Genomic DNA, 11608 nt, shown 5'->3' on the forward strand with positions numbered 1-11608 from the left:
CAGATCCGCCTTGACAGTTATAATATATTTGATGATACATTTTCAAACATTCTTGCGGGGCATGGCCCCGCCGAAGCGACGGCAGACGCCCCTGACGCCGCCGTCCATGACTTTCCTGGAGCGAAACAGCCCTTATGAAGACCTACGAGATTGCCGTCGTCCAAGGCGACGGGATTGGCCCCGAAGTCTGCAGCGCCGCGATCGAGATCCTGAAGGAAACGCTCGGTTCCAACCGCCTGCACTTCGTCGAGCATCCGGCCGGCGCCGAGCACTACAAGAAGACCGGCGTCGCCTTCCCCGAGGACACGTTCAACGCCTGCAAGTCGGCCGATGCGGTGCTGCACGGCGCGGCGGGCCTGCCGGGCGTCGTCTACCCGGACGGCACGGAGGCCGGCCTCGATTTCGGGCTCCAGCTCCGCTTCCGTCTCGACCTCTACGCCAACATCCGCCCCATCAAGCTGCACGAGGGCGTGGTCTCGCCGCTGCGCAAGTACGAGCCCGGCAGCATCGACTACATCATCCTGCGCGAGAACACCGAAGGCCTCTACGCCTCGCGCGGGGCGGGCGTGCGCATCCGTGGCGAACTCGCGACCGACACGATCGTCATCACGCGAAAGGGCACCGAGCGGGTCGTGCGCCAGGCTTTCGAGCTGTCGCGTGCCCGCAACGGCGCGCCGCGCGACGGCAAGCGCCGCGTCACCTGCTGCGACAAGGCGAATGTGCTCCGCAGCTACGCCTTCTTCCGTGAGGTCGCCGTCGAGGTTGCCAAGGACTATCCGGACATCGAGCTCGACTTCGCCCTCGTCGACGCGATGACCGTCCACCTCGTCCACCGCCCCGATTTTTACGACGTGATCGTCACCGAGAACATGTTCGGCGACATCATCTCCGACCTCGGCGCGGCGACGATCGGCTCGATGGGCATGTCCCCGACGGCCGAGGTCGGCGACAATAACGGCTTCTTCCAGGCCGCCCACGGCTCCGCCCCGGACATCGCCGGCCAGGGCGTCGCGAACCCGCTCGGCACGATCCTCGCCGGCGCGATGATGCTCGACTGGCTCGGCCGCCGGCACGACGATGAAGGCCTCCTCGAAGGCGGCCGGCGCATCCAGGCGGGCGTCGAGAAGGTGCTCGGCGGCGGGAAGATCGTCCCGCGCGATCTCGGCGGCTCGTCGGGCACGCGCGAGGTCGTCGACGCCGTGGCGCGCGCGCTCGTCTAAGCCGATGGAGGCGTTTCCGGCCGATCTGCCGATCGTCGACCCGCACCACCACCTCTGGGACATCGGCCTCAACTACTATCCGTGGCTGACCGACCAGATCACGAAGCGGGTCTGCGGCGAATATTCGGCGATCCGGAAGAACTATCTGATCGGCGACTTCCTCGCCGATCTCGATGGCCTTCCCGTCATCGCGACCGTGCACGAGGAGGCGGTCCACGACCGCGCCGACCCCGTGCGCGAGACGTGCTGGCTGAGCGCGGTCGCCGATGCGCCGGACGCCGTCAATCCGCGCCACTTCCCGAACGGGATCGTCGCCTATTGCGACCTTGCCCGCCGGGACGCGCCGCGCATGCTCGATGCCCACGCGGCCTATAGCCGGCTGCGGGGCGTGCGGCAGATGCTGCACGAGGCGATGGTCGACCCGGACAAGCCGGCCGCCCCCCTCTACGAAAACCCGCTCTGGCGGCAGAATCTGCGCGAGGTCTCAAGGCGTGGGCTCAATTTCGACATCCAGCTCTATCCCGAGCAGATGGACGACGGCTACACGGTCGTGAAGTCGGAGCCGGAGCTGCAATTCGTGCTGTGCCACACAGGCCAGCCCCTCGACCGCACGGACGAGGGGATCGCGGCGTGGAAGCGCGGGATGCGCAGGCTCGCCTCGCTCCCCAACATCGCGGTGAAGATCTCCGGCCTCGGCATGTTCGACCGGACCTGGACCGTCGACACCATCCGCCCCTTCGTCCTCGACACGATCGACATCTTCGGCGCCCACCGGGCGATGTTCGCCTCGAACTTCCCGGTCGACGGCATGATGACGACCTACCGCCGCCTCTGGTGCGCCTACGAGGCGATCACGCGCGGCTTCTCCGACGCGGAACGGCGCCTTCTCTTTGCCGGCAACGCGCAGCGCATCTACAGGGTATGAACGCATGATCAAGCTCGTCACCATCCTCAAGGGCAATGACAGCCTGACGCGCGCGGAGTTCGAGCGGCGCTGGGCCGAAATCCACGCGCCGATGGCCGCCAAGTTCCCGGACCTGCGCGGCTACATGCTCTCCTTCTCCATCGCCCCCGGCGACCCGGACGCCGAGGGCGTCGCCCAGCTCTGGTTCGACAGCCGCGAGGGCGCGCAGACCTCGTACGCCTCCGACGTGGGGCGGGTGGGGTCGGCCGACGCGATCGCCTATCTCGGCCGGCGCGACCATCTCCTCGCGAGCGAGCGCTGGCTTCGCGACAGCGCGAGCCTTGCCGATCGCCCCTTCAAGCTGATGCTCGGGGTGAAGCGGGCCGAAGGGGAGAGCCGGGCCGATTTCATCGACTGGTGGAATGCGATCGACGCCGACACCGTGGCGGCGTCGACCGGGGCCGACCAGATCCGCCTCGCGATGGACGAGGCGGGGCAGCTCCTCAACTCGGGCACCGCCGGCAATCTCGGCCTTCGCACCGGAGAGGCCGTGTATGACGGCCTTCTCGAGACCTGGTTCCCGACGCGCCCCGCCGCCGAGGCGGGCGCCGCGCGGTTCGACCTATCCGACCTCAAGAAAGACCTGATGGCACGCGCGGCCCGCACGGAGGACTTTCTCCTGCGCGAGACCGTGATCGTGCGCCCGCCCGCGCCCGCCTTCGGCGGCACGGGCGCATAAACGACACATAAAGGGAGGACTATTGTGAGCGGGAAAAAGACCGCGCTGGTGATCGGCGCGACAGGCGTCTCGGGACGCGCGCTTCTCGATCATCTGGAGAGCCAGGCGGACTGGGACATCGTCGGCGTCTCGCGCGGCGCGCCCTATTTCGACACCAAGGCGCGCTTCGTGCACGCCGACCTCTATGACGCGGAGAGCTGCAAGGACGCCTTCCGCTCGCTCGGCGACGTGACCCACGTCTTCTACACCGCCTACAAGGACAGCCCCGTCTTCGCCGAGACGCGGGCGCCGAACGCGAAGATGTTCCGCAACGCGCTCGACGCGATCGAGGCGGCGGCGCCGAACCTTCAGCACGTGTGCCTCCTCCAGGGCACGAAATATTACGGCCAATATCTCGGCCCGTTTAAAACGCCTGCGAAGGAGACCGACGCGCGCATCTCGGTCCCGCACTTCTATTACGACCAGCAGGACTATCTGATGGAGCGGCGCGCGGGGAAAGGCTGGAGCTGGTCCGCCGCCCGTCCGCACGTCATCTGCGGCTACGCGCTCGGCAACCCGCTGAACCTCATCTCCACGCTCGCCGTCTATGCCGCGATCAAGAAGGCGGTCGGCCTGCCGCTCACCTTCCCCGGCAAGCCCGGCGCCTTCACCTCGATCTACCAGGCGACCGATTCGGGCCTCCTCGCCCGCGCGATGACCTGGATGTCGACGACGTCGGCCTGCGCGGACGAAGCCTTCAACATCACCAACGGCGACTTCTTCCGTTACGAGAATCTGTGGCCGGCCTTCGCCGACTATTTCGGCATGGAGGCGGGCGGCGTTCAGACCGAGGACGTGCCGACCTTCATGGCCGACAAGGAGCCGGTCTGGGAGCAGATCGTGAAGGAGCACGGCCTCCAGCCGAACCCGATGAGCCGGCTCGCCAACTGGCCGTTTGCGAACTACGCCTTCTCGAACGACTGGGACGTGATGTCGGACACCACGAAGTGCCGCAAGTTCGGCTTCCTGGAGTTCATCGACAGCCAGCAGATGTTCCTCGATCACTTCGAGTATCTGCGCCAGCACAAGATCGTGCCCTGAGCACGGCGGAGGAGACGCCATGGCCTTTATCATCGAGACCTGGGACAAGCCCGACTCGGTCGACCTCAGAATGCGGGTGCGGCCGGAGCACATCGAGTTCCTGAAGGCGAACACCCATCGCCTTCTCGGCGCCGGGGCGAAGCTCTCCGACGACGGGGAGACGATGCTCGGCACCGTCTATATTGTGGACACCGACAGCCGCGAGGAGGCCGAAAGCTTCGTCGCGCAGGATCCGTTCAGCAAGGCGGGCCTGCCTGGCCGGATCGTGGCGACACGCTGGCGCAAGGCCTTCTTCAACTTCGAAGACCGCATGGCTGATCTAAAATAAAAGGGAGGGACCGTTCGATGAGTGCAGACACCACCACAGAGGCGCTGTCGCCGGAGCTCGCGGCGGAGTTCGAGCGCAACCAGTACAACCCGTGCGTTGGCCAGATCCTCGTCTCTGAGAGCGACCGGGCGCGGGTCTGGTACATCCGGCTGAAGCCGGGCGAGCGGATCGGCTTCCACCGCCACGTGCTCGACTATTTCTGGACCTGCCTCACGGCGGGCAAGGCGGCCTCGCGCATCAATGGCGGCCCGCCCCAGGAGACGAGCTACACCCCCGGCATGACGAAGCATCTCACTTTCCGGCCGGGCGAGTACATGGTCCACGACCTCGAGAACACCGGCGACACGGAGCTGATCTTCAACACCGTCGAGCACCTGGAAAGCGCCAACCGGCCGATCCCGCTGCCCGAAGGCGTCGCGCCGACCAACAGCCTGCCGTCCTACTGAGAGCTTTATGAACGTGAATCCGGAAGAGTTCGCCGGCCAGACGGTCTTCGTCACCGGCGCGGGACGGGGCATTGCGGCCGCCGTCGCCCACGCGTTCGCCGCGCGCGGGGCGATGGTCGGCGTCTGTGACATCAACGCGGGCGCGGTCGACGAGACGGTGAAGTCGATCCGGGCCGCCGGCGGCAAGGCGATCGCCTGTCCGGCGGACGTGTCGGACGAGGCGATGGTCACGCGCGCCGTCGATGCGATGGTGGCGGAGTGGGGGAAGGTCGACCTCCTCGTGAATGCGGCCGGCAGCTACGGCAAGGCCTTCCGCCGCACGCACGAGACGCCGGTGGACGAGTGGAACGGCGTCTTCGCCTCCAACGTCACCGGCACGTTCCTGTGCGCCAAGGCGGTGATCCCGCACATGCTGGAGGCGGGCGGCGGGCGGATCATCAACTTCTCGTCCAATGCCGGGCGCAGCGTCAGCCCGCTCCTCGGCTGCTCCTACACGGCCGCGAAGACGGCGGTGATCGGCATCACGCGCCACCTCGCCCACGAATATGCGAGCGCCGGCATCCGCGTGAACACGATCGCGCCGGGGCCGGTGGACGGGGCGCGTGTCGCGGACCTCCTCGACGCGGACCACCCGATGGACGATCTGCGCCAGAAGATCCCGCTCGGCCGCCTCGCCCAGTCGGAGGACATCGTCGGCGTCGTCCTCTTCCTCGCATCGGAGCGGGCCGGGTTCATGACCGGGGCGATCGTTGACGTCTCGGGCGGCCTGGTCCTCGCCTGACCATGGCGGACATCGTCCGCTCCGGGCGCGCCGGGCCCGTCCACCAGGTCACGCGGCACGGTGACACGCTCTATATTGGCGGGGTCGTGGCCGACGATCCGAGCCTCGGCATGGCGGAGCAGACGGCCGCCATGCTCGAAAAGCTCGACGCGATCCTCACCGCGCACGGGTCGTCGCGCGAGCGGATCCTCCTCATGCACGTCTTCATCACCGACATGGCGCTGAAGCCGGAGATGAACCGCGCCTGGCTCGCCTTCTTCGACGGGGCGACGCTGCCGAGCCGCGTGACGCTCGGCATCAACGCGATCGAGGAGGGGGTGCTGATCGAGGCCTCGACGATCGCCTCCCTCGCCCCCTGAGGCGCACCGGGGCGAACGCATCGCGGTGGCCGGACGCCGCGCGATGTGCTCCAGTCGGGGCGGGGCGGCGCCGATGACTCGGCCGCGCCGCCCCCAAGACAATGGAGAGATTGATGCCGGTTTATGAGCTCGACGGCGTTGCGCCGACCTTGCCCCGTCACGACGCCTACTGGATCGCGCCCGGCGCGCACGTGATCGGCAATGTCGTCCTGGAGGAGGACGTCGGCATCTGGTTCGGCGCGGTGCTGCGGGGTGACAATGCCGAGATCCGCGTCGGCACGGGGACGAACATCCAGGAGCACACCATGGTGCACGTCGATCCCGGCATTCCGGTGTCGATCGGGCCCGGCTGCACCATCGGCCACCGCGCGATCATCCACGGCTGCACCATCGGTCGGAACACGCTGATCGGGATGGGGGCGATCGTGCTCAACGGGGCGAAGATCGGCGACAACTGCCTCGTCGGCGCGGGCGCGCTCGTGACCGAGGGCAAGGAGATCCCGGACAACAGCCTCGTCGTCGGCTCGCCCGGCAAGGTCATCCGCGAGATCGACGAGCGCGGCCGGCAGGGGCTGATGGGCTCGTCGGCGAGCTATGTGCGCAACTACCAGCGCTACCAGAGCGTCCTCAAGGAAATCGGCTGAGGCACGCGGCGGCCGTGACCTGCTTTCGAGCGGGTCGCGGACCGTGCGGGCGACCGGCATGGCCCGATGCGCCGCGAGCGCCCCGGCGTCCGGCCCCGACCGGCGGCAAATCGGTCAAACCGTTGATCCAGTCGCTCCCCGCGCGATCAATGTGTTCGATGTCGACACGATGCGCGTGTCCGCCGAACCGACCCCGGCCAACTGGGCATTTTGCACGGATGCTCGACCGAGACTTTCTCTCAGATGGGCGCGCCACAGCAGCAGCCGGGATCGACGCTCGCCAGCGTCGCGGTCTTGCATCGGTACCATCCGTGATGGCCATCCCGCCAACCTCGGGGCGGAGCGGCGACCCGATGCCCGGTTGCGTTGTGGGGATGGAGCGCAACTAGTCGTTTGACCACATGACAAATTCTTGCGAGACCTAGAGGGCGGAGGTTTGTCGCGGACGGGTGCAGGTGGCGGTGGTCGATACCCTTTCTCCAAGCGGTCGGGGGTTGCCCGGAGACAGCGACGAGTCGCTGCGCCAGGCAAAGCTGAGCGACCTCGTCTATGAGCGCATTTTCGAGGCGATCGTCTCGGGCGACTATCCGACGAACGCGCGCCTGCCGTCGGAGGTGGAGCTCGCCGAACGCTACAAGGTCTCGCGTCCTGTGGTGCGCGAGGCGCTCGCCCGGCTGAGGGACGATCAGGTCATCATCTCGCGCCAGGGGTCGGGCAGCTTCGTCCAGCGCCGGCCGGACTCGTCCACGATCGGCTTCGGCCCCCTCGGCAGCATCGCCGACATGCAGCGCTGCTTCGAATTTCGCGAGGCGATCGAGGGCTACACCGCGGGCCTCGCCGCCGAGCGCCGCTCGGAGGAGGACGCGGAGGGGCTCGTCGCGCTGATCGCCGAATTGCGTGAGGCCGTCTCGCGCGGCACGCTCGGCGCGGAGGCCGATTTCCGCTTCCACCTCGCCGTCGCCGACGCCTCGCGCAACCGCTTCCTCATCACCGCGCTCCGCTCGGTCGAGACGCACGCCGCCTTCGGCATCCGCCTCGCCCGCAGCCTCTCCCTCGCACGCCCCCGCGCGCGCCTCCTGGAGGTGCAGGCCGAGCACGAGGAGATCTGCGCCGCGATCCTCGCCGGCAATGCGGATGCGGCGAGCGCGGCGATGCTCGCGCACCTGCGCCAGGCACGCCTGCGCGTCTTCGAGGGATCGGACGGGCTGGAAGGGTAGGCGGGCGGGCGCACCATGAAGGCGCGCCGCTGCACCGGAAGGGCAGTACCCACCACCGCGAGGGAAGGGTGAGGCGCGCCCACGTACCGACAGAGGAAGCGCGCGCAACACGCGGGAAGGCGAGCCGCGCCCACGCGTTGAAAGGATGGAAGCGCAACACGCCGCGAAGGGGGCGCGCACGACCGCGCCGAGAGGGGACGCGCGCGCAACAGCGGCGGAAGGATCAGGGCGGCGCCCATGCACCAAGAGGGCAGGGACGCCGGCGCACCCTAACGAGTACGGGCGGGCGCTCCGCCGCGCCCCGCCCGGCTCAGCGGAAGGCGTTGATGCCCAGCACCTCGCGTCCGATGACGAGGCGGTTGATCTGTGTCGTGCCGTCCGGGATCGTCAGCATGCGCGAATTGCGGAAGTGGCGCTCGACGCCGTTCTCCCGCGCGATGCCCGCCGCGCCATAGACCTGGATCGCGAGGCTCGTGATTCGCTGCACCGATTCCGTCGTGAACGATTTCGCGATCGCGGCCTGCTGGTTGTGCTTGCCGCCTTTGTCGAGGAGCGACAGGGCGCGGTAGACGAGGAGCTGCGAGGCGTCGTGCAGCGTCACCATCTCGGCGATCATGTCCTGCACGAGCTGGTGGCCGGCGATCGGCTTGCCGAAGGCCTTCCGCTCCTTGGCGTAGGCGATCGCGTCGTCGATCGCGGCACGCGAGATGCCGAGCGCGACGAGCGAGATGAACGCGCGCGAGCGCTCGAAACCCTTCATCGATTCGCGCAACCCCTCGCCCGGAGGGCCGAGCCTGTCCTCGTCCGTCACGATCACGCCGTCGAGGAAGATCTGGCCGAGCGACCAGCCATTGAGGCCGAGCTTGTCCACCTCGCGCACCGAGAAATCGTGCTTCTCCCGGTCGAGGAGGAACATGGAGAATTCCTTCTCCCCGGTCCCCACGACGACGATGACGAGGTCGGCGATCGAGGAGTTCGAGATCCACTGCTTCTCGCCATAAAGGCGGTAGGTGTCCCCGTCCTTCTCGGCGCGGGCCGTCATGTTCGGCACGTCCGACCCGGCGCCGGGCTCGCTGATCGCCGAGCAGCCGATCAGCTCACCGGCGAGAAGGCGCGCGAGATACTTCTCTTTCTGGTCCGGCCGGCCGAGCCGCTGGAGCTTCAGCGCCGCCCCCTCGTTGACGAAGCAGAGGCCCGCGAGGTCGGGGCTGACGCGCGCGAGCGCCTCGTAGAGGAGGCCGCTCGTCACGAAATCGAGCCCGAGCCCGCCCTCTTCCTCCGGCACCCAGCCCGTGCCGACGCCATACTGGCCGGTGAGGCCGAGAAGCTCGTGCGCGACGCTCTTCTCGATGTAGGTGTCGCGATAGGGGGCGACCTTCGGGGCGATGTCGCGTTCCAGGAAGCGGTTCCAGGCGTCGAGCGCGAGCGCCTGATCCTCTGACAGATCGAAATTCATCGGGGTCTCAGCTCTCCGTCCGTCTCACTCGCCCCGCCACTCGGGCCGGCGCTTCTCGAAGAAGGCGCGGATGCCCTCCTCGTAGTCGTGCGTGCCTTCGAGCGGGCGGCGCAGCGCGTCGTTGAGGGCGCTGGCGTCGCCCATGCTCATGTCCGCGCCGGCATTGACCATGCGCTTGGCGGCGGCCGCCCCGAGCGGCGAGGAGTTGATCGCGATCTCCTCCGCCATCGCGAGGGCCGCGCCGACATGCTCGCCCGCCGGAACGACGCGCTCCACGATGCCGAGCTCCAGCGCCTCGGGCGCGAGTACATTGCGTGCGGTGAAGAAGAGCTCCTTCGCCCGCGCGCGACCGACGAGGCGCGGGAAGACCACGCCCGCCGATCCGCCCGGATAGGCGCCGAGACGCATTTCCGGCCAGGAGAAGGTCGCGCTTTCCGCCGCGATGCGGATGTCGCAATTGCAGGCAAGCTCGAAGCCGCCGCCGAGGCACCAGCCGGAGATCGCCGCGATCACCGGCTGCGGCAGGCCCCACAGCGTCTCGCACGCCTTGCGGAGCGCGCCGCTCTGGGCCCACTTCTCGTCGGCGTTCATGTCCCGCCGTTCCTTGAGGTCGGTGCCGGCGGAGAAGGACGCTTCGCCCGACCCGGTGATCACGACGACGCGGATATCGCGCCTGAGCGCGATCGCGCTCAGCTCGGCGTTCAGCCGCTCGGCGAGCGCCTTCGAGATGGCGTTGCGCGCGGCGGGACGGTTCAGCGTGAGGAGGACGGTCGTGCCGCGGTCCTCGCGCAGGAGGATGTCCTGTTCGCTCATCGTCAATCCACCCAAGCTCGGACGTTCGTTGCAACGGCGACCACGGTCCCGTCCTGGTTGGTGCAGCGCACGTCCGCGTAGACGCGGCGCTTCTCGGTATCGACCCGCGCGAGCGTGTAGGTCGTCGTGATCGTGTCACCGAAGAAGACGGGACCGACGAAGCGCATCTTGTCGTAGCCGAGGGAGACGGTGCGACCGAGATACATCTGCGCGGAAGCCGCCGACATGAAGCCCGCCATCAGCGTCCCGTGGGCGATGCGGCGGCCATAGCGGCCCCCGCTCATATAGACCTCGTCCACGTGGTTCGGGGAGAAGTCGCCGGTGATCCCGGCATAGAGGTAGACGTCGCTCTCGCTGACGGTCTTCGTGAACTGCGTCGAGGCGCCGATCTCGGGAAGGGCCTTGGTGTATTCGCTCATGGTCTGCTCTCAGCCCGCCGCCTTCACCGGGGCCTTCACCCCTTCGCCGAGCCACTCGGCGAGCACGCTCTCGGTGTCCTGGCCGAGCGCGGGCGGCTCGCGCCAGCCGTCGGTCACTTTGAAGCGCTCGAACTTCATGGCCGACCCGATCATCGGCATCTCGCTGCCATCGGCCTTCGTGGCGTGGACCAGCATGTCGCGCGCGACGGTCTGCGGGTGCTCGAAGACGCGGTCGAGCGTGTTCACCGGCGCGCACGGCACGTTCGCCGCGTCGAGCTTGTCGGCGAGCTCGTCGATCGACCACTTGGCGACTTCGGCGTCGAGGATCTCGTAGAGCGCGTCGCGGTTGACGACGCGGTCCTGCATCGTGTGGAAGCGCGCGTCGGTCGCAATGTCCGGCCGGCCGAGCACCTCGCAGAAGCTCGTGAAGAGGCGCGGCACGGCGGCGCCGATGACGATGTAGCCGTCCGAGCCCTCGAACGCCTTGTAGGGCACGTTGCTGACGTGCTCCGAACCCCATTTGCGGCGAAGCTGCCCGGCGAGGAGCCACTCGGCCCCGGCATCGACGAGATAGGTGACGATGCCCTCGAAGAGACTCGTCTCGACCCGCTGGCCCTTGCCGGTCCGCTCCCGCTCGTAGAGCGCGGTCAGGATCGCGGTCGTGGCATACTGGCCGCACACGAGGTCGAAGGCGGAGGTGCCGAGCTTGATGGGGCTCCCGTCCCGCTCGCCGGTGAGGCTCATATAGCCGCCCTCGGCCTGGATGGTGAGGTCGAAGGCGCCCTTGTCCTTCATCGGTCCGGTCGCCCCCATGCCGGACATCGCGGCATAGACGAGGCGCGGGTTCTCCTTGGAGAGGGCCTCGTAGCCGAGCCCCATCCGATCCATCACGCCGGGGCGGAAATTCTCGACGAGCACGTCGGCCTCGAGCGCGAGCTTGTGGGCGATCTCCCGCTCGTCCTCGTTCTTGGTGTTGAGGACGATCGAGCGCTTGTTCCGGTTGACCGCGATGAAGCCCATGCTCTTGCCGTCATAGAAGGGCGGACCCTGGGTGCGGATCGGGTCGCCCTCGGGCGATTCGATCTTCACGACGTCCGCGCCGAGATCGGCGAGCAGCATGGTGCAGAAGGGCCCCGCAAAAAGCCGCGTGAAATCGACGACCTTGATGCCCTCGAGCGGCTTCTTCGACATTGGCCAGTCTC

14 protein-coding genes are annotated in these 11608 nt (G+C 67.9%); 10 read left to right on the plus strand and 4 right to left on the minus strand.

The window, feature by feature from the left end; all coding sequences use genetic code 11:
- Positions 1–134 precede the first annotated feature (134 nt).
- The 10 genes from DBV35_RS12060 to DBV35_RS12105 all read left to right on the plus strand — a co-directional run bounded on the left by DBV35_RS12060 (position 135) and on the right by DBV35_RS12105 (position 7718).
- A complete protein-coding gene (locus DBV35_RS12060; protein WP_108660362.1) occupies positions 135–1220 on the plus strand; it encodes an isocitrate/isopropylmalate dehydrogenase family protein in 1086 nt (361 codons plus the stop codon).
- 4 nt (positions 1221–1224) lie between these two features.
- A complete protein-coding gene (locus tag DBV35_RS12065) occupies positions 1225–2145 on the plus strand; it encodes an amidohydrolase family protein (protein ID WP_108660363.1) in 921 nt (306 codons plus the stop codon).
- A gap of 4 nt (positions 2146–2149) precedes the next feature.
- Entirely contained in the window at positions 2150–2863 is a 714-nt protein-coding gene (locus DBV35_RS12070; protein WP_108660364.1) for an EthD family reductase, read from the plus strand.
- Between the two features lie 24 nt (positions 2864–2887).
- Positions 2888–3943, plus strand: coding sequence for an SDR family oxidoreductase (locus DBV35_RS12075; RefSeq protein WP_205648583.1), 1056 nt, complete (start codon positions 2888–2890; stop codon positions 3941–3943).
- A gap of 19 nt (positions 3944–3962) precedes the next feature.
- On the plus strand, positions 3963–4271 hold the full coding sequence (locus tag DBV35_RS12080) for a YciI family protein (protein ID WP_108660366.1): 309 nt from the start codon (positions 3963–3965) through the stop codon (positions 4269–4271).
- A gap of 17 nt (positions 4272–4288) precedes the next feature.
- Positions 4289–4717 (plus strand): cupin domain-containing protein, encoded by a 429-nt coding sequence (locus tag DBV35_RS12085; protein ID WP_108660367.1) that lies wholly within the window; start codon positions 4289–4291, stop codon positions 4715–4717.
- Positions 4718–4724: 7 nt separating this feature from the next.
- Complete coding sequence (locus DBV35_RS12090; protein ID WP_108660368.1) at positions 4725–5498, plus strand: SDR family NAD(P)-dependent oxidoreductase; 774 nt, start codon at positions 4725–4727, stop codon at positions 5496–5498.
- A gap of 2 nt (positions 5499–5500) precedes the next feature.
- The gene (locus DBV35_RS12095) at positions 5501–5857 is read left to right on the plus strand and encodes a Rid family hydrolase (protein ID WP_108660369.1); all 357 of its coding nucleotides are present in this window, start codon (positions 5501–5503) and stop codon (positions 5855–5857) included.
- A 113-nt stretch (positions 5858–5970) separates the two neighbouring features.
- Positions 5971–6501, plus strand: a complete 531-nt coding sequence (locus tag DBV35_RS12100) for a gamma carbonic anhydrase family protein (RefSeq protein ID WP_108660370.1) — start codon at positions 5971–5973, stop codon at positions 6499–6501.
- Positions 6502–6995: 494 nt separating this feature from the next.
- The gene (locus DBV35_RS12105; RefSeq protein ID WP_108660371.1) at positions 6996–7718 is read left to right on the plus strand and encodes a FadR/GntR family transcriptional regulator; all 723 of its coding nucleotides are present in this window, start codon (positions 6996–6998) and stop codon (positions 7716–7718) included.
- Between the two features lie 310 nt (positions 7719–8028).
- Here DBV35_RS12105 and DBV35_RS12110 read toward each other — a convergent pair whose 3' ends face one another.
- Genes DBV35_RS12110 through DBV35_RS12125 form a run of 4 tightly spaced genes read right to left on the minus strand, consistent with a single transcriptional unit; the run spans position 8029 to position 11597 of the window.
- On the minus strand, positions 8029–9174 hold the full coding sequence (locus DBV35_RS12110) for an acyl-CoA dehydrogenase family protein (protein WP_108660372.1): 1146 nt from the start codon (positions 9172–9174) through the stop codon (positions 8029–8031).
- Between the two features lie 24 nt (positions 9175–9198).
- Entirely contained in the window at positions 9199–9987 is a 789-nt protein-coding gene (locus tag DBV35_RS12115) for an enoyl-CoA hydratase/isomerase family protein (RefSeq protein WP_108660373.1), read from the minus strand.
- 2 nt (positions 9988–9989) lie between these two features.
- Positions 9990–10406, minus strand: a complete 417-nt coding sequence (locus DBV35_RS12120) for a MaoC family dehydratase (RefSeq protein WP_108660374.1) — start codon at positions 10404–10406, stop codon at positions 9990–9992.
- Between the two features lie 9 nt (positions 10407–10415).
- Complete coding sequence (locus DBV35_RS12125; RefSeq protein WP_108660702.1) at positions 10416–11597, minus strand: CaiB/BaiF CoA transferase family protein; 1182 nt, start codon at positions 11595–11597, stop codon at positions 10416–10418.
- Positions 11598–11608: the final 11 nt, after the last annotated feature.

The sequence above is a fragment of the Acuticoccus kandeliae genome, assembly GCF_003073115.1.